Source organism: Modestobacter roseus, from assembly GCF_007994135.1.
Lineage (GTDB): Bacteria > Actinomycetota > Actinomycetes > Mycobacteriales > Geodermatophilaceae > Modestobacter > Modestobacter roseus.
In genome coordinates, this window is the sequence record NZ_VLKF01000001.1 from 4,395,888 (window position 1) to 4,418,841 (window position 22,954).

The 22,954-nt window shown below is 76.0% G+C and carries 21 protein-coding genes and 1 pseudogene; 11 read left to right on the forward strand and 11 right to left on the reverse strand.

Annotated elements, in window-relative coordinates; all coding sequences use genetic code 11:
* Window positions 1-7 precede the first annotated feature (7 nt).
* The 3 genes from JD78_RS21025 to JD78_RS21035 form a co-directional block, all read right to left on the reverse strand.
* A complete protein-coding gene (locus JD78_RS21025) occupies window positions 8-1,828 on the reverse strand; it encodes a hypothetical protein (protein WP_153362232.1) in 1,821 nt (606 codons plus the stop codon).
* 68 nt (window positions 1,829-1,896) lie between these two features.
* Window positions 1,897-3,582: a DNA repair helicase XPB gene (locus JD78_RS21030; RefSeq protein ID WP_153362233.1), complete on the reverse strand. Its 1,686-nt coding sequence runs from the start codon at window positions 3,580-3,582 to the stop codon at window positions 1,897-1,899.
* A gap of 177 nt (window positions 3,583-3,759) precedes the next feature.
* Window positions 3,760-5,268 (reverse strand): HNH endonuclease signature motif containing protein, encoded by a 1,509-nt coding sequence (locus JD78_RS21035; protein WP_166521386.1) that lies wholly within the window; start codon window positions 5,266-5,268, stop codon window positions 3,760-3,762.
* Window positions 5,269-5,360: 92 nt separating this feature from the next.
* Between JD78_RS21035 and JD78_RS21040 the strand changes: the two genes are divergently transcribed.
* The gene (locus JD78_RS21040; RefSeq protein WP_153362634.1) at window positions 5,361-5,738 is read left to right on the forward strand and encodes a VOC family protein; all 378 of its coding nucleotides are present in this window, start codon (window positions 5,361-5,363) and stop codon (window positions 5,736-5,738) included.
* Window positions 5,739-5,771: 33 nt separating this feature from the next.
* On the opposite strand, the gene JD78_RS21045 is transcribed toward JD78_RS21040, so the two are convergent.
* The 3 genes from JD78_RS21045 to JD78_RS21055 all read right to left on the reverse strand — a co-directional run bounded on the left by JD78_RS21045 (window position 5,772) and on the right by JD78_RS21055 (window position 9,911).
* Complete coding sequence (locus JD78_RS21045) at window positions 5,772-6,233, reverse strand: PaaI family thioesterase (RefSeq protein ID WP_166521387.1); 462 nt, start codon at window positions 6,231-6,233, stop codon at window positions 5,772-5,774.
* Between the two features lie 4 nt (window positions 6,234-6,237).
* Window positions 6,238-7,533, reverse strand: a complete 1,296-nt coding sequence (locus tag JD78_RS21050; protein WP_166521388.1) for an SAM-dependent methyltransferase — start codon at window positions 7,531-7,533, stop codon at window positions 6,238-6,240.
* A 131-nt stretch (window positions 7,534-7,664) separates the two neighbouring features.
* Window positions 7,665-9,911, reverse strand: coding sequence for a helicase C-terminal domain-containing protein (locus JD78_RS21055; protein WP_153357920.1), 2,247 nt, complete (start codon window positions 9,909-9,911; stop codon window positions 7,665-7,667).
* A gap of 52 nt (window positions 9,912-9,963) precedes the next feature.
* Here JD78_RS21055 and JD78_RS21060 point away from each other — a divergent pair, with 52 nt between their 5' ends.
* Entirely contained in the window at window positions 9,964-10,479 is a 516-nt protein-coding gene (locus JD78_RS21060; protein ID WP_153357924.1) for a hypothetical protein, read from the forward strand.
* 127 nt (window positions 10,480-10,606) lie between these two features.
* The gene (locus JD78_RS21065) at window positions 10,607-10,831 is read left to right on the forward strand and encodes a hypothetical protein (protein WP_153357927.1); all 225 of its coding nucleotides are present in this window, start codon (window positions 10,607-10,609) and stop codon (window positions 10,829-10,831) included.
* 97 nt (window positions 10,832-10,928) lie between these two features.
* Here the strand turns inward: JD78_RS21065 and JD78_RS21070 are convergent, their stop codons facing one another.
* Together JD78_RS21070 and JD78_RS21075 are read right to left on the reverse strand one after the other, a co-directional pair.
* Window positions 10,929-11,429 (reverse strand): DUF2771 family protein, encoded by a 501-nt coding sequence (locus JD78_RS21070; protein WP_228394972.1) that lies wholly within the window; start codon window positions 11,427-11,429, stop codon window positions 10,929-10,931.
* A complete protein-coding gene (locus JD78_RS21075; RefSeq protein ID WP_228394973.1) occupies window positions 11,426-13,000 on the reverse strand; it encodes an MFS transporter in 1,575 nt (524 codons plus the stop codon). Before JD78_RS21075 ends, JD78_RS21070 begins: the two co-directional genes overlap by 4 nt.
* A gap of 166 nt (window positions 13,001-13,166) precedes the next feature.
* On the opposite strand from JD78_RS21075, the gene JD78_RS21080 reads away from it, so the two are divergent.
* Window positions 13,167-13,997 carry a DUF3027 domain-containing protein gene (locus tag JD78_RS21080; protein WP_153357930.1) on the forward strand — a complete coding sequence of 277 codons (831 nt, stop codon included), beginning with the start codon at window positions 13,167-13,169 and terminating at the stop codon, window positions 13,995-13,997.
* A 30-nt stretch (window positions 13,998-14,027) separates the two neighbouring features.
* On the opposite strand, the gene JD78_RS21085 is transcribed toward JD78_RS21080, so the two are convergent.
* Window positions 14,028-14,237 carry a DUF2530 domain-containing protein gene (locus JD78_RS21085; protein ID WP_153357932.1) on the reverse strand — a complete coding sequence of 70 codons (210 nt, stop codon included), beginning with the start codon at window positions 14,235-14,237 and terminating at the stop codon, window positions 14,028-14,030.
* Window positions 14,238-14,405: 168 nt separating this feature from the next.
* On the opposite strand from JD78_RS21085, the gene JD78_RS21090 reads away from it, so the two are divergent.
* From JD78_RS21090 to thpR, 6 genes are all read left to right on the forward strand, one after another.
* On the forward strand, window positions 14,406-15,524 hold the full coding sequence (locus JD78_RS21090; protein ID WP_153357935.1) for an MFS transporter: 1,119 nt from the start codon (window positions 14,406-14,408) through the stop codon (window positions 15,522-15,524).
* Between the two features lie 111 nt (window positions 15,525-15,635).
* Window positions 15,636-17,180, forward strand: coding sequence for an NCS2 family permease (locus JD78_RS21095; RefSeq protein WP_153357938.1), 1,545 nt, complete (start codon window positions 15,636-15,638; stop codon window positions 17,178-17,180).
* A gap of 61 nt (window positions 17,181-17,241) precedes the next feature.
* A complete protein-coding gene (locus JD78_RS21100) occupies window positions 17,242-17,676 on the forward strand; it encodes a MarR family winged helix-turn-helix transcriptional regulator (RefSeq protein WP_194290409.1) in 435 nt (144 codons plus the stop codon).
* 38 nt (window positions 17,677-17,714) lie between these two features.
* On the forward strand, window positions 17,715-19,094 hold the full coding sequence (locus JD78_RS21105; protein ID WP_153357941.1) for an MFS transporter: 1,380 nt from the start codon (window positions 17,715-17,717) through the stop codon (window positions 19,092-19,094).
* Window positions 19,095-19,139: 45 nt separating this feature from the next.
* On the forward strand, window positions 19,140-19,661 hold the full coding sequence (locus tag JD78_RS21110; protein WP_153357944.1) for a hypothetical protein: 522 nt from the start codon (window positions 19,140-19,142) through the stop codon (window positions 19,659-19,661).
* Between the two features lie 32 nt (window positions 19,662-19,693).
* The gene (thpR, locus tag JD78_RS21115) at window positions 19,694-20,236 is read left to right on the forward strand and encodes an RNA 2',3'-cyclic phosphodiesterase (protein ID WP_228394994.1); all 543 of its coding nucleotides are present in this window, start codon (window positions 19,694-19,696) and stop codon (window positions 20,234-20,236) included.
* Window positions 20,237-20,260: 24 nt separating this feature from the next.
* Here thpR and JD78_RS21120 read toward each other — a convergent pair.
* Window positions 20,261-21,228: pseudogene (locus JD78_RS21120) on the reverse strand (aldo/keto reductase).
* Between the two features lie 27 nt (window positions 21,229-21,255).
* On the opposite strand from JD78_RS21120, the gene JD78_RS21125 reads away from it, so the two are divergent.
* Window positions 21,256-22,080: a thioesterase family protein gene (locus tag JD78_RS21125; RefSeq protein ID WP_153357952.1), complete on the forward strand. Its 825-nt coding sequence runs from the start codon at window positions 21,256-21,258 to the stop codon at window positions 22,078-22,080.
* 25 nt (window positions 22,081-22,105) lie between these two features.
* On the opposite strand, the gene JD78_RS21130 is transcribed toward JD78_RS21125, so the two are convergent.
* Window positions 22,106-22,921 (reverse strand): alpha/beta fold hydrolase, encoded by an 816-nt coding sequence (locus JD78_RS21130; protein WP_153357954.1) that lies wholly within the window; start codon window positions 22,919-22,921, stop codon window positions 22,106-22,108.
* Between the last annotated feature and the right edge of the window lie 33 nt (window positions 22,922-22,954).

A 22,954-nucleotide genomic window follows, 5' to 3' on the forward strand; every position in this document is an offset into this window, starting at 1 on the left:
CGCCGGGTCAGTGGGCGTGCCCGTCGACCGGGTCGGGCGCGTCCGGCTCCTCCTGGTCGCGGGCCCAAGCATGGGCCGGGTCCAGCAGGTCCAGCAGCACGAACGGTGGGAGGTCCACGGCCGGGGCGGTGGGCAGCAGCGGCGCCTCGATCCCGGGCACACGGACGACGACGGCCGCCCCGTGGCCGAGCCCGCCGTGCACCGAGAGCTGTGTCCCCGGCCGCAGCCGCGTCACGGCGTCGTGCGGCAGTGGCCGGGCCAGCGGGACGGCGGTGAACTCCGTCGGAACCACCAGCGGATCGGTGAGCAGCAGCAACGGGTCGCCGTCGGCGTCGGCCGTGAGGAGGCCGAGGGCTGGCCGGGGCGCCGTGTCCGCGGCCTGCCGCACCCGCCGCCGCCAGCGGGCCAGCGTGTGGACGCGCCACCCCGCCGTTCCCAGCGTGGCGACCGACGCGAGTGCCGCGACCGCCGCGCCGGTGTCCAGGTCGTCTGCCTCCCCGTCCAGCCGGGCCCAGCGAGGGGACTCGACGGCGTACCGGACGCGCACCTGCTCGCCGTCGGGGAGGTCTGACCCGGTCGTCACGTCCGCCCGTTGCTCCGTGCCGTCGGGCAGCCGGAAGGTGACGGTCACCTCGCCCGGGAACGGCCCGGCGGGGTCGGTGGCGATCCGGCCGGTGCTGGTGGCGGCGACGGGGGCCGTCTCGGAGGTCTGCAGCACCAGCCAGCGGTAGGGCCAGGGCCAGGTCAGCGCGAGCACGAACGCGAGGACCAGGGCCGGGACCCAGATGCGCGCGAGGAAGCGGCTGGCCGGCACGGGCGTCCGGGCGCCGTCCGGTGCGTCCGGCCGGGACCAGGCGCTGGGCGGCACCTGGAGGGCCGCGTACGGGGCCAGCCTGGTCAGCACCTCGACCGCTGCCCGGCCGGGCCCGGGGTGGACGTCCTGCTCGGTGAGGGCGGCGAGCGGCATGACCGCCGGCGCGCGCGTGTCGGCGGGTGCGCTGGTGGCCAGCAGCCACTCGCGCCGACGGCTCCGCAGGTATCCGAGGCGAGCGACCCCGGCCGCGCCGGCCGGGACGGCGAACATCAGCGCGATCGTGACGAACAGGCCGGGCGTGGTCGGGTCACCCGGGTCCGGCCAGCCGGTGACCCGGACGTCCAGGGTGGTGCCGGCCGGCTCGTCCGCACAGTCGGCCTCGCCCTGCTGTGGTCGCCCCGAGGGGTCTCCCCACACGACGTCGCAGAAGCCCTCGCCGTCGCCCCCGGTCACGGTGACCGTCGTGGAGTAGCCGGTGAGGAACATGGAGGCGCAGTACGCGAGCCACAGGGCGGCTGCCCCGACCAGGGCCCACCCCCACCAGGCGCGGCCCGGCGGGCGGAGGGCCGGTTCGGGCACGTCGTCCGGCGGCTCCAGGAGCGGCGGCGCCGCCCGGTCGCCTGCGGGTGGGGTCAGGAGCGCGTCGAGGAGGACGTCGGCGAGGTCGCCGTCCATCCGCACCTCGACGGTGCCGCCACGGTGCAGGCTCAGCCGCACCACGACGTCCCCGAACCGCGCCTGCCAGCCGGTGGCCTCCGCCACGGACAGCAGGTGGGCGCCGGTGAGGTCGATCCGCGTCCCGCCCCGACGAGCGGTCCACGTCGCCTGGCCGGCGGTTAGGAGGACGCGGCCGGCGCGCGGCCGTCCCCCCTCACGGGTCACACGGGCAGGAAGGGAACTGACGCCCTGTTCGTGCAGCTGGGTCGTGGCGCGACGAGCGCGCCAGCCCTGCCACCACGCCACCGCGATGCCGAACACGATGCACCCGGCCATCTGCACGAGGAACTGCGTCACCTGGTGCTGATCGGCACCGGGCGGGCCGGGTCAAGGCCAGTGGGACGGGTGCGCCGGCCCGCCGCTCCTCAATCGGCGGGCTGGTCGGCCCAGTCGGGTCCGTTGACCTCACCCGGGCCGGCCAGGTCGGCGGCGTCGACGATCGTGTACGCGTAGCCCTGCTCGGCGAGGAAGCGCTGCCGGTGGGCGGCGTACTCGCTGTCGAGGGTGTCGCGGCTGACCACGGTGTAGAAGTGCGCCTGCCGGCCGTCGGCCTTGGGACGCAGCACCCGGCCGAGGCGCTGGGCCTCCTCCTGCCGTGACCCGAAGGTGCCCGACACCTGGACGGCGACGGCGGCCTCGGGCAGGTCGATGGAGAAGTTCGCGACCTTGGAGACGACCAGGGTCTTGATCTCGCCGGTGCGGAACGCCTGGAACAGCCGCTCGCGTTCCTTGTTGGTCGTCGACCCCTGGATCACCGGGGCGTCGAGCGCCGCGCCCAGTTCGTCGAGCTGGTCGAGGTAGGCGCCGATGACGAGCTTCTGCTCGTCGGGGTGCCGCTCGAGGACCCGGCGGATCACCGGCAGCTTCGAGTGGGCGGTGGCCGCGATCCGGTACCGCTCCTCGGGCTCGGCGACCGCGTAGGTCATCCGCTCCTCGTCGTCGAGGCTGACCCGCACCTCGATGCACTCGGCCGGGGCGATGTAGCCCTGCGCCTCGATGTCCCGCCACGGGGCGTCGTACCGCTTGGGGCCGATCAAGGAGAAGACGTCGTCCTCCCGGCCGTCCTCGCGGACCAGCGTGGCGGTGAGCCCCAGCCGGCGGCGGGACTGCAGGTCGGCGGTGAGCCGGAAGATGGGCGCGGGGAGCAGGTGGACCTCGTCGTACACGATCAGGCCCCAGTCCTGTGCGTCGAAGAGGTCCAGGTGCCGGTACTCGCCGTTCCGGCGGGTGGTGATCACCTGGTAGGTGGCGATGGTGACCGGCCGGATCTCCTTGCGCTCGCCGGAGTACTCGCCGATCTCCTCCTCGGTCAGCGAGGTGCGGGCGATCAGCTCGCGCTTCCACTGCCGGCCGGAGACGGTGTTGGTGACCAGGATCAGCGTGGTCGCCTTCGCCTCGGCCATCGCCGCGGCACCGACCAGCGTCTTGCCGGCGCCACAGGGCAGGACGACGACGCCCGAGCCGCCGGCCCAGAAGCCCTCGACGGCCTCCTGCTGGTAGTCGCGGAGGTTCCAGCCGTCCTGGTCGAGGAAGATCGGGTGCGCCTGGCCGTCGACGTAGCCGGCGAGGTCCTCGGCCGGCCAGCCGACCTTGAGCAGGGCCTGCTTGAGCCGGCCGCGCTCGGAGGGGTGGACGACGATGGAGTCGGCGTCGATGCGCTGGCCGAGCATCGGGGCGACCCGCTTGCTGCGGACGACCTCCTCCAGCACGGCCTTGTCGGTGCTGGTGAGCACGAGCCCGTGCACCGGGTTGTTGGCCAGCGTCAGGCGGCCGTAGCGGTCCATCGTGTCGGCGATGTCGACCAGCAGGGCGTGTGGCACCGGGTAGCGCGAGTACCGGACCAGCGCATCCACGACCTGCTCGGCGTCGTGGCCGGCGGCGCGGGCGTTCCACAGCGCCAGCGGGGTGACCCGGTAGGTGTGCACGTGCTCGGGGGAGCGCTCGAGCTCGGCGAACGGCGCGATCGCCGCCCGGCACTCCTTCGCCAGCGCGTGGTCGACCTCCAGCAGCAGGGTCTTGTCCGACTGGACGATGAGGGGGCCGTCGCTCACGCGGGGGTTCCTTTGCTCGGAGACAGCGGCGCAGCACGCACGCCGGACTGACCACGGTAACGCCGGTCGGGGGCAGGCCCTTCCGGCTCGAGCGCTCCCGGCCGGAGTGATCTGCGTCGACACGGCGACAGCTCGACATGGCGACCTGTGGTGTCGCCGTGTCGGCTGTGCTCGTGGTCAGAAGGGCGGTGGGTCGTCGGCCGGTTCGGGTGGAGGAGGTTCGGCTTCGGCGCGTGGCGGTTCGCCGGGCGGGCGCGCCGGGGGTGGTCGCACCCCGGGTGGTCGGGTGGTGCGGGTGACGCCGGACGGGGTGGTGACCTGCAGGGTGCCGTCGGGGGCCATGACGAACCGCCAGCCGCGGGCGTGGGTCTTGAGTCGGTGATGGCTGCGGCACAGGCAGCAGAGGTTGGCGCAGTCGGTGGCCCCGCCGCAGGCGTGGGCGATGACGTGGTCGATGTCGTTGGCGCCGACGCGTTGCCCGCAGTTGGGGAACCGGCAGCGCCGGTCCCGGGCGGTGACGAACGCCCGCTGCCGCTCGGTGGGCCGGTACCTGTCGGTCGCCGGCGGCGGGCCGGTCAGTGCACAACCGCAGTCGCCCGCCGGGTGCTCGGAGCAGCCACGCTTCGCGAGCCGCGCCAGTTCGGCGGGGGTCAACGTGGCCAGCAACTCGCCGTCCGGGCCGGTGATCGCATAGGTCAGCGACCCGCCGTCGGGCGCAGTGAGGCCGAGGGCCCCGAGGCGGGCCAGCAGGTCACGCAGGTGCGCGGCGGTGATCACCAGCCCGTTGACCTCACCCGGCGTGCTCCCGCCCTCCAGGGCTTCCAGCGCGGCGGTGATCGTCAGGTTCGCCGCCACCAGCGGCAGCCCGTTGTCGGCCGGGTGGAGGACCAGCGCGGTGTGCACGAGCGTGCGCAGCTGGCCGATGGGCCGCTCGTCCCCGTCGGCCTTGAGCATCTGCGCGAGCTGGTCGATGAGGTCGTGGCTGGCGGCGGCCACCTCAGCGGGCAGGTCCACCGCCAGCACCGCATGCCCGTCGACGGCAGAGGGATACAGGTGCACATCAGCGGTCTTCGTCGCCTCCGCCCGTGCCTCCTCGGCGGCTGCGGCGTCGAAGCGCAGCAGGAGTTCGGTGGCCCGCTTGCCCAGCCCGGTCACCGACACGTCCCTGGCCTCGCCGAGCAGCGCGTCCTCGACCCGGCCGGCGACGTCGGCGGGCGCGTGCTCCAGCTTCTCCGCCAGCTCGGCCGCCCGGCGTTCGTCCAGCTCCCCGGCCTTCAGCGCGGCGAAGGTCGCCGGCAGCTTGTCCCGCCACACCAGCGCCCGCGTGAGCCGCTTCGCCGCGGTGCCGCGGCCCACGTTGAGCACGGTGGCCAGCTCCGCGGTGCAGAACTCACTCACCTCACCGTCGCCCGGCTGCGCCGTCCACCCCGCCCGCCGGGCACCCGGGTGATCCGGCGCCGGATCCGCCGCGGCGGGCCGCTGCCCGGCCAGCGCCAGGATCAGCTCCGCCTCCTCCGCGGCGGCGATCGCCCGTTGCCGCTGCACACCCTGCAACCGGGCAGCCAGCTGCTCATCCGACCAGGACGACAGCTCTCGGGGCCGCTCAGCGCCGACCCAGACGATGTCCAGCCGCGACGGCGACCACGGCAACCCGAGCGGGGGTGGCTCCGCGGTCGCCGTCGTCATGCACCCGAACATACGTACGAGGTACGACAGTTCCGGAGCGGCCGTGCGGAGAGCCTGCCAAGCGGGCGGTCTGCGGCGCTACGGTCCCGGCCATGCTCGACCACCTGGGGATCCAGGTCGCCGACGTCGAGGCGGCCGCGGCGTTCTACGTGCGGGCGTTCGCGCCCATCGGCCTGCGCGAGGCGGTGCGCTTCCCGGCCGGGGAGTCGGCGGTCGTCGGCCTGTGCGGGCCCGACGGGGTGCCGGACCTCTGGCTGAGCCCCGCGCCCGCGGGCGAGACCCGGGAGGCGCACATCGCCCTGCGTGCGCCCGACCGGAGCGCCGTCGACGCGGTGCACGAGGCCGCCGTCGCCGCCGGGGTCGAGGTGCTGCACGCCCCGCGTGAGTGGCCCGAGTACCACCCCGGCTACTACGCGGTCTTCCTGCGCGACCTCGACGGGCACAACGTGGAGGCCGTCCACCACGGGTGACCGGGACGGCGCCGGGCACCACGGCTGACCGGGTCAGGCGCGCGGCCGCCAGCGCTTCCAGTGCGCGACGCCGGCGGCTCGCGGCCTGCCGTCCCACACCAGCTCGACGTCGACGGTCATCGCCGCCTCGTCCGCGCCGGTGACCACCGCCCGCAGCGTCACCGGCTCGGCGAGCGGCGCCGGGCGCAGGAAGCGGACGTCGAGGCCGGCGGTGACGTAGGGCAGCGTCGCTCCGGGCAGCGGCCCCCAGCCACGCAGGTCGGCCTCGTGCAGCACCGCGGCCGCGCTGTGGCAGTCCAGCAGCGTCGAGATGATGCCGCCGTTGAGGTACCCGAGCCCGTTGTCGTGCTCCGGCCAGGGCGTGAACTCGGCGACGACGCCGTCGCCGGTGGCGAAGCTGGCCAGCCGGAGCCCGCGCGGGTTGGCCGGGCCGCAGCCGAAGCAGGTCAGCTCGGGCACCAGCCGCTGCTGGATGCTCGGGCCGGGCCCCGGCACGCCCTCAGACCCAGTCGGTGCGGCGCAGCGGCGGCTCGGCGCCGCCGGGCTTCTGCACGAGCACCTGGTTGATCCCCATGTCGCCCTTCTCGAACGCGAGCGCGCTGGCGGCCATGTACAGCCGCCACACCCGGGCCCGGCCCTCGGTGGTCGCGGCGACGGCGGCGTCCCAGTGGGTCTCGAGCCGCTGCACCCACGCGCGCAGGGTGAGCGCGTAGTGCCGGCGCAGCGCCTCGACGTCGAGCACCTCCAGGCCGCCGGCCTCCAGGGCGCCGACCGTCTCGGTCAGCCCCAGCAGCTCGCCGTCGGGGAAGACGTAGCGGGCGATGAAGCTGTCGCGGCTCCAGGTGGTCGTGCCGGCGTTCCAGGCGATGGCGTGGTTGAGCAGCCGCGCACCCGGGGCCAGGAGCGCGGCCAGCGTGCGCACGTAGGTGGGCAGCTGCTCCCGGCCGACGTGCTCGGACATGCCGATGGAGCTGATCGCGTCGAACGGCCCGTCGTCGACCGTCCGGTAGTCCTGCACCCGGATGTCGATCCGGTCGGTCAACCCGGCCTCGGCGGCCCGCTTGCGCGCCAGCCGGGCCTGCTCCTCCGACAGCGTGATGCCGACGACGTCGACGCCGTAGCGCTGGGCGGCGTGGATCGCCATGGACCCCCACCCGCAGCCCACGTCGAGCAGCCGCATCCCCGGCTGCAGCCCGAGCTTGCGGCAGACCAGGTCGAGCTTCGCCTCCTGGGCGGCCTCCAGGTCGGCGACCAGATCCCCGGAGGCGGACTCCCAGACCGCGCAGGAGTAGACCATCGACGGGCCGAGCACCAGCTCGTAGAAGTCGTTGCCGACGTCGTAGTGGTGGCTGATCGCGGCGGCGTCCCGGGCCCGGGAGTGGCGCCGGCCGACCCGGCCCAGGTCGGCCTCCTCGGCCGGGGGTGCGGGCTCCGGGCCGATCGCACCCAGCCGCAGCGCCGTGCCCAGCAGGTCCAGCCGCTCACGCACGGTCGGGGCGGCCATCGGTCCGGTCTCGGCGAGCCGGCCGGCGGAGCTCAGCGCGGCGAAGGTGGCGAAGACGTCGCCCTCGACGTCGATCTCCCCGGCGACGTAGCCGCGGCCCAGCCCGAGCTGACCGGGCGACCAGAGCAGCCGGCGCAGCGCCTTCCGGGACCGGACGGCGACCACCGGCGCACCGGGCGGGCCGGCCAGCGAGCCGTCCCAGCCGCGCAGCCGCAGCGGCAGCTCCGTCGTCCCCAGCACCGCACCCAGCGCTGCTGCCAGCCGGTCCGCGACCGTCGGGCGTCCCGCCATGACCACGCTCCTCGCCTCCGCACGCAACCGGACAGGCCGGTTGCACTCGCCAACTGTCTCGCGCAACACCGGGCGATCGGAAGATCATCCCGTCCCGAGGCGGTCAGCGGAACCAGGTGCGGTGCGGCTGGTCAGCCCGGCTGGGCCAGCGCCACCGAGGTGATCCGGTGGACGGCGAACGTGCGGGTCTCCCCGCGGCCCTCGTCGAACCCCTGCAGGAAGCCCCCGGCCAGCGACACCGGCTGCACCATCCGCTGGCTGCCCGACCCCTGCGCGTCGACGTAGCCGAGCCACACCGGCACGCCGTCGCGCACCGCCTGGGACAGCAGCTCCAGCGTGCCCGCCGTCGTCACCCCGGGCACCTGGCGCACCGGCTCGGTGCGGCGGGCGGCGAGCGCGGCGTCGCCGGCGCGGATCTCGCGCACGGTCGCCGCGACGTCGTCGGCGGACATCGGGCGGGGCGCCACCGGTGCGGAGCCGCCGGGCCGGCGGCCGGCCGCGCGCGGCGGCTGGGCCGGCCGGGTCAGCACCGCGCCCCCGGCGTTCTCCCCGGCCGGGGCGTAGCCCGCCGCGCGCAGCACGGTGAGCACCTCCTCCGGGGGCAGCCCGCTGACCAGCACACCCGGTGCGAGCCGGCGGAGCTCGGCGTTCGCCGTCCGCCGGTCGCTGAGCACCTGGGACACCAGGCCATGGTCGTCGGAGCGCACGTAGCACTCGATGGCGCCGACCCGCAGCCGCCCGTGCTGGCGGGCGACGTCGTCGACGAGGTAGTCCAGCGCCTGCGGCACCGGGGTGCGCGAGACCCGGGTGAAGAGGTCGTGCAGGTCGGTGGCCGACCAACCGGCGTCCAGCGCGCGGCGGATGCTGCCGTCGCTGACCCGGTAGACGGTGGCACCGCCGGAGGACTCCACGTCGGCGACGACGGCGAGCGTCGCGGCCAGCTCGGCGACCAGCGGGCCGGGGGCGATCAGCGACAGGTCCGGCTGGGCGAGCACGTGGTCCAGCGGCTCGGGCAGCAGCCCGCGCATGCCGTCACCGGCGGCGTCCTCCCCGCCGGTGAGCAGGCCCCGCCCCGCGGTGCTCAGCACCCCACCCACGGCGATGCCCAGGCGTTCGGCCTCGGCCAGCAGGGCCGGCACCGGCGCCAGCCGGTCGGCCCGCCGCGGGGTGCGCCAGCGCAGCAGCGCGACGAGCTCGTCGGCGACCAGGCCGCGCCCGGGCGGGAACTCGGCCAGCACGGCCAGCGCCGAGCGCCGCAGCACCGGGGCGGTCTGCCGGACGACGTCGGGGGAGAGCACGTTGACCGCCTTGCCGGCCACGTCGCGCTGCCCGACCAGCGAGATCAGCCGGGTGCTGGCCAGCCAGCCGCCGGCCAGCGACGCCCACCGGTCGGGGAGGTCCTGCTCGCGCCAGGCGTCGTAGAGCCGGGTGGGCAGCCACTCGTCGCGCTGCGCCCCGCCGACGTCCAGCAGCCCGGCCACGTGCGCGAGCTCGATCAGGACGGCGACGTCGGCCTCGCCGATGCGCAGCTCCTTGGCCAGCCGCTTCTGGTCGCGCACCCCCAGCCCGCCGCTGCGCAGCAACCCGGCCGGCTCCTCCTCCAGCGCGGTGAGCAGGTCGGCGACCCGGCCCAGCACCTCCAGCGCGGCGCCGGCGGCCTGCCGGTCGACGACGGTGGCGTCGCGCTCGGCGACCCGGGGCTCCGGGCGGAGCCGGGGCGGGCCGAGCGGCGCGTCCCCGCGCAGCAGCAGCCCGATCTCGCGCGGGAGCTCGACGTTGACCGCGTCGATCCGGGCGAGCAGGCCCTGCTGCAGCAGCCGGCGGGCGGGGGAGGGCGGCCCGCCGGCGGTGGTGTCGGGCAGGTGCCCGACCGGGCGGTCACCGGCGAGCCGCTCCAGCACCGCACGCTCGTCGTCGTCCAGGCCGGCGAGGGCGGCCGCCAGGTCGCGCGGCAGCGGCACCCGCAGGTCGGTCGCCCGCCGGCCCAGCCCGGCCGGGTAGCGCACCGCCCGGCGGACCGGCTCCGGCGCGTGCAGGTCGGCGTCGCCCCACAGCAGCGCCCGGGTGGTCAGCTCCTCCACCGCGGCGTCGACCACGTCGGCGGGCACGCCGGGCAGCAGACCGGGCAGCTCGGCCCGCGGGACGCCGTCGGTGGGGGAGAGCAGCACCGCGTCGAGCACCTGGAGCGTGGCGGCGTCCAGCTCGTCGAGGGCCCGGTCGACCGAGACCGGCACCGCCAGCCGGGTCGCCAACCCGACGACGTCGGAGGGCGCCGGGCGCGCCACGTCGGGCCGGGCGGCCAGCAGGGCGCCCAGCTGCTCGTCGGTGCGGGTGCGCAGCCAGGCGGCGAGCGTGGCGGGCGGCTGGTCCGGAGACATCCGGTCCACGCTACGTCCTGGGCGGAGCGGGCCGCTCTGTCACGATGCCCGCGTGGCCGCCCTGGACGATCCGCAGACCCGCACCGCCCTGGCCGCCCATCGTGCCGGGGCGCTGCGCTGGCTCGGTGGGGGCGCGCTCGCCGTCGTCCTGGGCTGCGTGGCCGGGGCGGCGGTCGTCCGCATCGCCCGGGACGGCGGGGAGCGGGCGCCGTTCGCCGGCCTGGTCGTCGTCGCGCTGGTGGCCGGGGGCGTCGTCGGCGTCGTCGTGGGGGTCGGTGCGCTGCTGCGCACCCGGCGGTGGACCCGGGCGCTGGCCGGCACCGGCTGGCGGGCCGGGGTGCTGCGGGTCGCCGGACCGGCGACGCTGCAGGTCGAGCCGGTCGGCTACGACGACCTCACCGACGAGCCGGTGCGGCTGCGGCTGCAGTCCACCGCGATCTGGCGGACCCGGGCGGTGCAGCGGCTGGACGGCGCCGAGGTGCGCTGCGCGGAGGTGTCCCCGCGCGAGTGGCTGCTGACCGCCGACGGCGCGGGCACGGTGTACGGCGCCCGGGTCGCGACCCGCTGAGCGACCCGCTGGCCCACCCGCTGGTGCGACACCACGGAGTGCGGTGCGTGTCACGGGGCGGCGACACGGGAAGATGAGCTACGAACGCGCCGGTGTCCGGACCGGCGGCACCGCACACGGAGGCGACATGGCCAAGCGCAACGACAAGCAGGCCCACCTGGTCGAGCCCACCTGGGGACGGCGCTCCGAGGGGGAGCCGCCGGTGACCGAGCTGGTCAGCGAGATGGCCGGCGGGCTCTCCCCGTTCGGTGAGGACCACGCCTTCCCGCTGCCGCCGGAGATGCTGCGCTACGCCCACCCGCAGGACCGCCCCAACCGGGCGGGCGTGCAGCTCCCCGAGAACCGGCGCTGACCACCCGCGCGTAGCCGTCCTCGAGCAGCGGCACCTCCGCGGTGCCGCTGCTGGACGGCGCCGTGCCGACGACCTCGACGACTGAGCGTGCGCCCGCTCAGCCGGCCGGGGGCGCCTCGGTGGTCGTCGTCGCGCCCTCGCCGGCGCGGATGAAGCCCACCGGCCAGGCCCCGGAGAGCCCCTCGCAGGCGTCCGGGTCCGCGCGCTGCACGACCACCAGGTAGTACGTCGGCGGGACGACGTCGGAGGTGCTGATCCCGTCGAACACGGCCTGACCGGCGTCGACGTCCACCTCACCGATCTGCTCCTCGAGCTGCTCGTCGAAGACCTGCACGCTCCAGCCGTCGTCGGCGACCTCGTCGGGCACCTCGAGGGTCACCGGGGTGTCCGGGGAGACCTCCAGGATCGGCGCGGTGACCTGGTACCGCTCGCCCTCGCCGTCCCGGCACCACTGGGTGGGGTCCAGCGTCACCTGCTGCGGGCCGACCTCCACGGCGACCGTCGGCACCGGGTCGCCGGTGGCCCGGTCGCCGCAGCCGGAGAGCACCGCCAGCCCACCCAGCAGTGCCACCGCGGCTGCGCCGCGTGCCGTGCTCACGTCCGTACCTCCTCGTCGGCGGCCCGGCCGCCGGCTCCGTCGCGGCGGGTCCGCAGGCTCCACAGGGTCAGCCCGACGGCGAGCACCAGCAGCGCCGACGCCACGGTGAAGCCCAGCCAGCCGATGGTGGGCAGCACGATGCCCAGGGCGCCGCCGACCACCCAGGCCAGCTGCAGCCAGGTCTCCGAACGGGCGAACGCCGAGGCGCGCAGCGCGTCGGGCACCTCCCGCTGGATGATCGCGTCCAGGGCCACCTTGCCCAGCGCGTTGGTCACCGCGGCCACCCCGGCGACCAGCGCCGCCATCGGCAGGCTGAACACCGCGGCGGCCAGGCCGGTGATCACGGCGGCGATGCCGGCGGCCACGAGCACCACCCGGTCCGGGCTAGCGGTGCGCAGCCGGGACCCCACCGCGGTGCCCAGGAAGCTGCCCGCGCCCGCGGCGGCGGCGATCCCGCCCAACGCGGCGGTCGCCGGCCAGCCGCCGTCGACGGTGGCCTGCACCAGGAACGCCGAGAAGATGGTCAGGAAGCCGGCCAGCCCGCGCAGGGCGGCGGTGGCGCGCAGCGCGGTGGCCACGTGCGGGACCACCGGCCGCCGGCCGCGCCCGGGCAGCCGGATCGGCGTCGTCCGCAGCACGTCGGCGGGCTGCTCCCCGACGGCCACGTCGACGTGGGGTGGCAGCCGCACGGCCAGCACCGCAGCGACGACGAAGACGGCGGCGGTGGCGCCGAGCTCCCAGGCGAAGCCGAGCAGGGAGGCGATGCCCGCGCCCACGGCGCCCAGCACGCCGCCGGCGGCCAGGCCGAACACCGACAGCCGGGCGTTGGCGGAGGTCAGCGACAGGGCGCCGGGCAGCACCCGCGGGACGACGGCGGCGCGCAGCACGTTGAACGACTTGCTCAGCACGAGCACGCCCAGCGCGGCCGGGTACAGCCCCAGGTCGTCGTGGTGGACGGCCATCAGCACCGCCAGCACGGCCCGGCCGCCCAGGCTCGCGGCGAGCGCCCAGCGCCGGCCGCGCTGCAGCCGGTCGAGCGCGGGGCCGATCACCGGTGCGACCAGGGCGAACGGCGCCATCGTCACCAGCAGGTACAGGGCCACGTTCCACCGCTGCGCGTCGGTGGTGGCCGCGGAGAAGAACAGCGTGCCGGCCAGCGAGACCATGATCATCGCGTCGCCGGCGACGTGCAGGGCGTTGACCCAGACCAGGTTCGACAGGCCGGTCTGCCCGGCGCCGTCGGCGCGGCCCGCAGCGCGGACCCGCCGGACCGTCGCCGCGGTCAGCTCCCGGCTCCGCGCCGCCGCGACCCGGGTGACGGTGAGCTTGGCCGGGCTCGTGCCCGCCGCGGGCGGTGCGGTCGTGGCGCCCGGCGGGGCGGCCTGCGGCGGCGGGCCCGGGGGAGCCGGCGTGGTGACCGGGGGCGGTGGCACCGGCCGGGTCGGGTGCGCGGCGGGTGCGCCGCGGGGGCGGACGACGGCGGTCGGGGCGTCGTCGCCCCGGGGCTGGGCGGTGGCCACCGGCATCGGCGTGGTCTCCTGCCGGCGGATGCCCATCGGAGCGGTCTCCACCCCGGGTCCGGGCTCGCCCCGCGGGCGGCGCCGGCTCCGCCAGGAACGGGGTCCAGGAGCGGCGGGCACGGCCCCATCGTGCCGCAGTCACCTGTGCGACCGGCGGGAACGGCGCCGCGGAGGTGCGGTGGCGTGCGCCGACGCGGGCATCCGGGACAATGGCCCCGTGTCCGACTCCGCGTACGCCGCTGCCCATGGTCCCCAGCCGGACGAGGTGCTGGCCGCTGCGGTCGACCTGGCCCGGGCCGCCGCCGTCGAGGTCGCCGGTGACGCCGGCGTGGTCGGCGACCACCTCGGCGTCCACGTCGAGCCGCTGCTCGCCGAGGAGACGGCCGGCGAGGAGCCGCCGGCCGAGGTGCTCGGCGCCGTCCTGACCCACAGCTTCGCCGCCACGCTGCCCGGCTACCTCGGCTGGCACTGGGCGGTCACCGTGGCCCGGGTCCCCGGCGACGACGAGGTGACCGTCGACGAGGTGGTCCTGCTGCCCGGCGACTCGGCGCTGCTCGCCCCGGCCTGGGTGCCGTGGCACGAGCGGCTGCGGCCCGGCGACATGGCGGTGGGCGACGTGCTGCCGGCCACCGAGGACGACGACCGGCTGGTGCCCTCCTACCTCGCCGAGGACGACACCGCCGACGACCCGGCCGGCCGGGTGGTGGCCGAGGAGCTGGGGATGGGCCGCGAGCGCGTCCTCTCCCCGAACGGCCGCGGGAAGGCCGCCGACCGCTGGCGGGAGGGCGACTTCGGTCCGCGTTCGGCGATGGCCCGGCACGCCCCCGGCCCGTGCGGCACCTGCGGCTTCTGGATCCCGCTGGCCGGGTCGATGCGGCTGTCGTTCGGCGCGTGCAGCAACGCCTACGCCCCGGCCGACGGTCGCGTGGTGACCGTCGACTACGGCTGCGGCGCGCACAGCCAGGCGACCCTGGACCGCACCGGTGGCGACCCGGTCGAGGTCACCAACACCGCCCGCTACGACACGGCCGACTTCGACGTGCTCTGACATCGTCGCCCTCCGGGCGACACCGCGGCGCTACCGCTGCCCCTGCCGGCGCATGAGGACGAGGCCGAGCCCGGCGAGGACGATGGCCGCGACGCAGGTCCAGGTCCAGACCCGGTCGACCCGGTCGCCCAGCACGAGCAGCACCACCAGCGCGACGGCCCACAGCGCGGTCCCGATCTGCACGACGCGGGCGGTGTCGACCTTCAGCGGCGGCGGGGACGGGCGCGTGGGTGCGGGCACGCGCCGAGCCTAGGGGCCCGCGCGCCCCGCCTGCCGGCGCCCCGTCGGGCCATCCGCAAACCCGGTGCCGTGACCGGTGTGCGGCGCTACCGTCCCGGCATGCCGTTCCGTTGACCCGTCTCCCGAAGCCCGCTGCCACTCGCGGCCCGGCCGCTCGCGCGCCTGGCCGTGGCCTGGGCCGCGCTCTCCGAGCTCGTGCCGTACTACCCGCTGTACGCACTGCTCTTCCTCGACACCGGGCTGTCCGGCGCCCAGATCAGCCTGCTGTTCGCGGTCTGGTCGGTCACCGCCCTGCTCACCGAGGTGCCGGCCGGTGCACTGGCCGACCGGTGGTCGCGGCGCGGGGTGCTCGTGCTGGGTGGCGTGCTGCAGGCGGCCGGCTTCGTCGTCTGGACGGCGGCGCCGGGGTTCCGGGCCTTCCTCGTCGGTTTCGTGGTGTGGGGCGTGGCCGGCGCGCTCTGGTCGGGCGCCGCCGAGGCCCTGGTCTACGACGGGCTGGCCGCCGTGGGCGCCGAGGAGTCGTTCGCCCGGGTCAACGGGGCGATGACCGCCGCCGAGCTGCTGGTGCAGGTCCCGACCGCGGTCGCGGCGGCGCTGCTCTACGCCGCCGGTGGCCACGAGCTGGTCGGCTGGGTCAGCGTCGCCTGCTGCCTGGCCGCCGCCGCCCTGGCGCTGCGGTTCCCGGAGGCGCCGCGGGCCGAGGACGGGGAGGACCTGCTCGACACCCTGCGGGCCGGTGTCCGGGCCGCCGTGCGCACGCCGGGTCTGCGGGTCGTGGTGCTGGCGGTGTCGCTCATCGGCGGGCTGGACGCGGTCGAGGAGTACTTCCCGGTGCTGGCCGACGACTGGGGCCTGGAGCCGACGGTCGTGCCCCTCGCGGTGCTGGCGGTGTCGCTGGTGGGTGCCCTCGGTGCGTGGCTCGCGGGGCGGGCCGGGCGGCTGCCCTCGCCCGCGCTGCTGGGCTCCCTCGTCGCCGGGGGCGGGCTGCTGTTCCTGGCGGGCGCCTGGGCCCGGCCCGCCGCGCTGGCCGCGGTCGCCCTGTTCTACGGCCTCTACCTGGGCGTGCTCGTCGTGGCCGAGGCCCGGCTGCAGGAGCGGATCGAGGGGCGGCACCGGGCGACGATCACGTCGGTCGCCGGGCTGGGGGTCGAGCTGGCGGCGCTGGCCGTGTTCGGCGCGTGGGCGCTCGCCGGCGTCAGCGGTGTCGCCGTGGTGGTGCTCGCGACCGTGCCGCTGGTCGCCGCCGGGCTGCGGCTGCCCGCCCGGGAGCCGGTGGACGACGGCTGAGTCCGTCCGGTGTGGCACGCTGTCGCCGCTCGTTGCCAGCTGCACCGGGCGGTCCGCAGGTGCGCCGTCGCACTGTCGCGCCGCGCCGGCCCGCGTCCCCCGGGGGTCCCCATGCCCGACAGGTCCCGTCCCGCCCGCACGTCCGCCGCCGGTCCGCAGGCGCCCGACGCGGCCGACGGCACGGCGGTGCTCGGCACGTCGGAGGGCGGCTCGCCGCGGCGCAGCGCCGGCCCGCGGGTCAAGCCGCGCAACGGCCTGGACCGGTACTTCGAGATCAGCGCCCGGCGGTCCACCGTGGGCCGGGAGGTCCGCGGCGGGTTCACCACCTTCTTCACGATGGCCTACATCGTGGTGCTGAACCCGATCATCCTGTCCGGCGTCGACGTGAACGGGAACGCGCTGCCCTTCACCGCGGTCGCCGCGACCACCGCCGTCGTCGCCGGCGTGCTGACCATCGCCATGGGCGTGTTCGGCAAGTACCCGCTGGGGCTGGCCACCGGGCTCGGGATCAACGCCATCGTCGCGGTCTACGCCGCCACCCAGCTGTCCTGGCCGGAGGTCATGGGCCTGGTCGTGCTGGAGGGCCTGCTGATCGCGGTGCTGGTGCTCACCGGCTTCCGCCGCGCGGTGTTCAACGCCATCCCCACCCAGCTGAAGGTCTCCATCGCCGTCGGCATCGGGTTCTTCCTCACCATCGTCGGCCTCGCCGACGCCGGCGTGGTCCGGCCCGGGGAGGGCGCGCTGATCAGCTTCGGCGTGGGGGGTCAGCTCGCCGGCTGGCCGCTGCTGACCTTCGTCGTCGGCCTGCTGGTCACCAGCGTGCTGGTGGTGCGCCGGACCCGCGGCGCGCTGCTGATCGGCATCGTGGTGACGACCGTGTTCGCGGTGGTCGTCGAGGCGATCGCCCAGGTCGGGCCGCGCACCGGCGCCGACGGCGCGAGCAACCCGCGGGGCTGGGCGCTGCAGGTGCCCTCCTGGCCGGACTCCTGGTTCGACCTGCCCGACCTGTCGCTGGTCGGCCAGTTCTCGCTGTTCGGCGGCTTCGACCGGATCGGCGTGGTCGCCGCCCTGCTCATCGTCTTCTCGATCATGATCGCGGACTTCTTCGACACCGTCGGCACGGTCACCGCCGTCGGCGCGGAGGGCGACCTGCTGGACTCCGACCGCAACCTGCCGCGTTCCCAGCCGGTGCTGCTGGTCGACTCGCTCGCCGCCGCCGCGGGTGGGGCCTCCAGCATCTCGTCGAACACCACCTACATCGAGAGCGCGGCCGGGGTCGGCGACGGCGCGCGCACCGGGCTGGCCAGCGTGGTCACGGGACTGGTCTTCCTGGTCGCGGCCTTCTTCACCCCGCTGGTGCAGGTCGTGCCGTCGGAGGCCGCCGCGCCGGTGCTGGTGATCGTCGGGGCCATGCTGATCAGCCAGATCCGGGAGCTGGCCTGGGACGACATGGCGCTGGTCATCCCGGCCTTCCTCACCATCGCGCTGATGCCGTTCACCTACTCGATCACCATCGGCATCGGCGCCGGCGTCATCAGCTACGTGCTGCTGAGCGTGGTCACCGGCCGGCGGCGCGACGTGCACCCGCTCATGTGGGTGGTCGCGGCGGTGTTCGTCGTCTACTTCGCGCTCGAGCCGATCCAGCAGCTCCTGTAGCGACGGCCCGGCGGGGGGTCGGGTCGTTAGGCACGCTTCTCACCTCCGTTACGCTGGCGACGTGGCTCGGACGACGCTGGACACCGCGGCGCTCGCCCACGACCTGCGGCTGGCCGTCATGCGGTTCTCCCGGCGGCTGCGCAACCAGCGGGTCGACACCTCGGTGACGCTGACCCACCTGGCCGCCCTGTCGACGCTGAAGCGGCACGGTGCGATGAGCCCGGGCGAGCTGGCGGCGCACGAGCGGGTGCAGCCGCCGTCGATGACCCGGGTGGTCGTCGCGCTGGAGGGCAAGGGCCTGGTCACCCGCACCCCGCACCCCACCGACGGGCGGCAGGTGGTCATCGACCTCACGCCGGCGGCGGAGGTGCTGCTCGACGAGGAGGTGCGGGCCCGGGAGGCGTGGCTGACCGGGCAGCTCCAGGAGCTGACCGCCGAGGAGCGCGCCACGCTGCGCGAGGCGGCGGCGATCATGGACAAGCTCGCCAGTGGGTGACCTCCACGCCTGAGGCAGCCGCACCGGGACGGGCGGGGATGTTCGCGGCCCTCCGGGTCCGCAACTTCCGGCTGTACGCCTCGGCGAACCTGGTCAGCCTCACCGGCACCTGGATGCAGCGGATCGGCCAGGACTGGCTGGTCCTGCAGCTGTCCGGGGGCAGCGGCGTGGCCTTGGGCATCACCACCGCGCTCCAGTTCGCCCCGACCCTGCTGTTCAGCTTCTACGGCGGGGTGCTGGCCGACCGGTACGACAAGCGCCGGGTCCTGACGATGACGCAGTCGGTCATGGGGGTGCTGGCCCTCGGGCTCGGCCTGCTGGTGGTCACCGACGCGATCGCGCTCTGGCACGTGTACCTGCTGGCCGCCGCGCTCGGCGTCGCCTCGTCGCTGGACATGCCGGTCCGCCAGTCCTTCGTCTCGGAGATGGTCGGCCCCGACCGGCTGGCCAACGCGGTCAGCCTGAACTCCACCGTCTTCAACGGCGCCCGGCTGGTCGGGCCTGCGCTGGCCGGCACGCTCATCGGCGTCTCCGGCGGCGACACCGGGCCGGCGTTCCTGGTCAACGCCGCGAGCTTCGCGGTGACCATCACCGCGCTGCTGGCGATGCGCGGCAGCGAACTGCACCGCAGCCGCCCGGTGGCCCGGTCCCGCGGGCAGCTCCGCGAGGCGCTGGGCTACACCCGGCGCCACCCCGACCTGGTGCTGGCCATGGCGCTGGCCTTCGTGGCCGGCACCTTCGGCTTCAACACCCAGATCACCATCGCGCTGATGGCCCGGGAGGAGTACGGCCTCGGAGCGACTGCCTTCGGGTTCCTGTCCACCTGCTACGCCGTCGGCTCGCTGTCCGGGGCGCTGCTGTCCACCCGGCGCAGCACCCGGCCGCTGCAGCGGTTCCTGGTCGTCTCCGCGGGCGCGTTCGGCGTGCTCCTCGTCGTGGCCGGGCTGATGCCGAACGAGGCGTCGTTCGCGGTCGCGCTGGTGCCGACGGGTGCCGCCGCGCTGGTGTTCAGCGTCGCCTGCAACAGCTTCGTGCAGCTCGGCGTCGCGCCGGAGATGCGGGGCCGGGTGCTGGCGCTGTACTTCACCTGCTTCATGGGCGGCACCCCGCTGGGAGCGCCGGTGATCGGCTGGGTGTCCGAGCACCTGGGGGCCCGCTGGGGGTTCATCGCCGGCGGGCTGGCCTGCGCCACGGCCGCCGTGGTCGCCGCTGCGCTGCTCGCCCGTGGCCGGCGGGTGCGGTTGGAGCTGCACGTCCGGCCGCCGCGGGCGCAGCTGCACGTCGCCGCCCGGCCGCCGGTGCCCGCGGCGGCGGCCGCGCTGGTCGATGCCGCCGACGGGGAGGTGCCGGGGGAGCAGGTGGCGCGGGACCCGGACCCGCACGCGGACCCGGGACGATCAGCTCACCGGCTGCGCTGACGTCGTCACGTTGTGGTCTTGATGACAGCGTCGTACCGTTTCCTCGTGCCGTCGGGAGGGTCGGGCTCTGCAGACGTCGGGACGACGCTGATGCGCCTCGGCGTGCTCACCGTGCTCCTCGCCGTCGCGGTGCTGGTGATCCTGCTGCTCGTCCGCTGGGCGACCGGGGAGCTGGAGCACCGCCGAGCGGCCCGCCGCCGCGCCGAGGCCCGGGCCCTGGCCCGTCGGACCGCACCGCCGCGGCCGCCCACCCGGCGCCCCGCCACCCATCCGGCCGGTCGCCGTGTCGGGCCGCCGACCGATCCGAACCTGCCCGCGCGCCGGCCGCTGGAGGCCGTCGCCGCCGACGTCCGGCGGCTCACGCGCGAGCTGGCGATGGTGCCCGGGGGGATGCCGATGGCCCGCCGGCGTGGGCTGCTGGCCGCCTACGACGACGTGCTCGTCGAGGCGGCCGCCCTGCTGCAGGTCGACCACCGGCTGACCGAGGTGCCACCGGAGCACCGCGAGCTGGAACGGATCCGGCTGATCGGCTCCCTGGAGGCCGCCGGGCTGGTGGTGGGTCGCTGACCCGCCCGGACGCCGACGGCTCGGCGGGCCGGCTGTTCCTCGCCGTCGACCCGGCGCCGGACGCCGTCGCGGAGCTCGACCGCGCGCTGCAGCCGCTGCGCCAGGCCCCGGGCGCTCCCCGCTGGAGCCCGCTGGACCGCTGGCACCTCACCCTGCTGTTCCTCGACCAGGTGCCCGGGGTGCGGCTGACGCCGCTGCTCGACGCGGTCGGGCCCGCCGTCGGCGCGGCGCCGCCGATGTCGCTGGCGATGGCCGAGGGCGGCCGGTTCGGGTCGCGGCGCCGCCCCACCGTCTGCTGGGTCGGCGTCACCGGCGACGTCGCGCCGCTCACCGCGCTGGCCGACCGGCTGGCCACCGCCGCCCGCGGCGTCGGCCTGCCCGTCGAGGACCGGCCCTTCCGGCCGCACCTGACGGTGGGCCGGTGGCGCCGCGGGCAGCCCGCCGACGGCGACCTGCCCGACCGGCTGCAGGGGCACCGGGGGCCGTCGTGGCCGGTGACCGAGGTGGTGCTGTGCCGCAGCCACCTCGGCCCGGTGCCGCGCTACGAGCGGGTCACCGCCTGGCCGGTGGGCTGACCCGCGTGCCGCACCGTGGCCGGCTCACCACGCGTACTCCATCGGGGCGGCCTGCTTGCCGGGGAACAGCTCGTCCAGCCGGTCGAGCTGAGCCTGCTCCAGGGTGATCGAGGTGGCACCCAGGGAGCCCTCGAACTGCGCCATCGTGCGCGGACCGATGATCGGCGCGGTCACCCCCGGGCGGGTCAGCAGCCACGCGATGCCGACGTCGGCCGGCGCCAGCCCCACTCCGCGCAGGCGTCCTCGTACGCCTGGACGGCGGGCCGGTGCTGCTCCAGCCGCTGCTGGGCCGCCTCGGCGCTGCGCCGGTCCCCGTCGGCCTTGGCCAGCACCCCGGCCAGCAGGCCGCCCTGCAACGGGCTCCACGGGATGATGCCGATGCCGTAGTGCTGGGCGGCCGGGAGCACCTCCAGCTCGATGTCCCGGACCAGCAGGTTGTAGATGGACTGCTCGCTCACCAACCCGGTGAAGTGCCGCGCGCGGGCGGACTCGCTGGCCGCGGCGAGCTGCCAGCCGGCGTGGTTGGACGAGCCGACGTAGAGCACCTTGCCCTGGGCGACGAGCGTCTCGCAGGCCTGCCAGATCTCGTCCCACGGCGTGGCCGGGTCGGAGTGGTGGAACTGGTAGAGGTCGATCCAGTCGGTCTGCAGCCGACGCAGCGACGCCTCGCAGGCCCGGACGATGTTGCGGGCGGACAGGAACGTGTCGTTGGGCCAGTCGGTCATGCCGCCGTAGACCTTGGTGGCCAGCACGGTGCGGTCCCGGCGCTCTCCGCCCTGCGCGAACCAGGTGCCCAGCACCTCCTCGGTGCGGCCCTTGCCGGCGTCGAAGCCGTAGACGTTCGCGGTGTCGAAGAAGTTCACGCCTTCGGTGTGGGCGCGGTCCATGATCGCGTGGCTGTCCTCCTCGGAGGTCTTCCAGCCGAAGTTCATCGTGCCCAGGCACAGCCGGGAGACGGAGAGGCCGCTGCGGCCGAGGTGGGTCTGGTCCATGCCGTCGAGCCTGGCACCCTGTCCGGCGTGCCGCAGACCGACCAGCCCGCCAGCGCCTTCGACACCGCCACCGCCGTCACCCGGACCGAGGGCGGCGTCCTCACCACCGAGCTCGACCCCGGCTGGGACGTCGGCGGCGGGATCCTGAACGGCGGCTACCTGCTCTCGATCGCCGCCCGGGCCGCGGTGCTCGAGTCGCCGCACCCGCACCCGGTGGCGCTGTCGGCCAGCTACCTGCGCGCGCCCGCGGCCGGGCGGGCCTCGCTCACCGTCGTCCCCGGGCCGGCCGGGCGCACCCTGGCGCACAGCCAGGTGGTGCTCGCCGACGACGCCGGGCCGGCCATCACCGTGCAGGCGACGACGGCGGTCCTGGGCGACGAGCCGTCGGCGGTGGCCGCGGTGCCGCCTGCGGTGGCCCCGGTCGGGCAGTGCCTGTCGATCGCCGAGCACGCACACCTGGCGCCGCCGGAGATCCAGGTGCCGGGGCTGGTCCGGCGGATCGACGTCCGGCTGGACCCGGCGAGCGCCGGGTGGGCGCTGGGACAGCCGGGGGAGGAGCCGGTGCTGCGGGCGTGGCTGCGCTTCACCGACGAACGCGAGCCGGACCCGCTGGCGCTGGTCGCCTTCGCCGACGCGCTGCCGCCCACCAGCTGGGCGCTGGGCCGGTTCGGCTGGGCGCCGACGGTGCAGCTCCAGGTGCTCGTGCGCGCGCTGCCGGCGCCGGGCTGGTGCCTGGTGGAGGCCCGCGCCGGCGAGATCGCCGGTGGCTGGCTGGACGAGGACTACCGGATCTGGGACTCCACCGGCCGGCTGGTCGCGCAGAGCCGGCAGCTCGCCCGCGCCCCTCGCTGACGCCCGGGACAGGTCGGTCCGGGAATCACCCCGGCGCGTGGCGGTCCAGGAAGGGCACCAGCACGTCCCGTAGGGCACCCGGATGGGTGAGCGCCACGTCGTGCCCGGCGCCGGGGATCGTCACCTGCTCGGCGTGCGGCAGCCAGCCGCGTACCAGCGCATCGACCCCCTCGAAGAGCGGACCGTGCTCGCTGCCCGCGACGTGCAGCACCGGGCAGCGCACCTGGGCGGCGGTACCCGCGTCGAACCGCCAGCCGAGCAGCGCCGGGACGTCGACGTCGAAGAACGTGGCGCTGTCGGCCAGCGCCCGCGCCGCGCTGCCGGGGGCGGTGCCGTCGAGCAGCTCGCGCCAGTGCGGCCCCGTCGTCCGGGTGAGGAAGCGGTCGGCCGCCTCCGCCGCCCCGCGGGCCTGCCGGTCGCTGCGCACCTCGGCGTTCGCGGCGCGGAACGCGGCGTCCCGGGCGCCGTGCACCGGCGGCGGTTCCACCAGCGTGAGGGTGCGGACCGTGCCCGGGTGGTCGACCGCCAGCTGCAGGGCCACCGCGGCGCTGTAGGAGACCCCGAGGACGTGCGCGCTGCCGATGCCGAGTGCCGCGAGCAGCCCGGCGCAGTCCGCGGCGTCCCGCGCGACCGAGCCGGGGAGCGGAGCCGGGCTGCTGCCGCCGTACCCGCGCCGGTGGTGGTGGACCACCCGGAAGCGGTGCTGCAGCCGCTCGGCCAGCGGCAGCAGCTCGTCCGCGACCAGCGCGGTCGGCACCAGGGCAACGGGTTCACCGGCGCCGAGCACGGCCGTCGCCAGCTCCGCGCCGTCGACGGCGACCGGCACCATCGGCCCGAGCACGCGGCGATCCTCGCGCACCGGCGGGCCGGCGGC

Bases quoted from the DNA above. Each gene is read 5' to 3' on its own strand.
- JD78_RS21035 (WP_166521386.1), bottom strand. From the start codon at position 5,268: ATGACGACGGCGACCGCGGAGCCACCCCCGCTCGGGTTGCCGTGGTCG.
- JD78_RS21040 (WP_153362634.1), top strand. From the start codon at position 5,361: ATGCTCGACCACCTGGGGATCCAGGTCGCCGACGTCGAGGCGGCCGCG.
- JD78_RS21050 (WP_166521388.1), bottom strand. From the start codon at position 7,533: ATGGCGGGACGCCCGACGGTCGCGGACCGGCTGGCAGCAGCGCTGGGT.
- JD78_RS21055 (WP_153357920.1), bottom strand. From the start codon at position 9,911: ATGTCTCCGGACCAGCCGCCCGCCACGCTCGCCGCCTGGCTGCGCACC.
- JD78_RS21065 (WP_153357927.1), top strand. From the start codon at position 10,607: ATGGCCAAGCGCAACGACAAGCAGGCCCACCTGGTCGAGCCCACCTGG.
- JD78_RS21095 (WP_153357938.1), top strand. From the start codon at position 15,636: ATGCCCGACAGGTCCCGTCCCGCCCGCACGTCCGCCGCCGGTCCGCAG.
- JD78_RS21105 (WP_153357941.1), top strand. From the start codon at position 17,715: ATGTTCGCGGCCCTCCGGGTCCGCAACTTCCGGCTGTACGCCTCGGCG.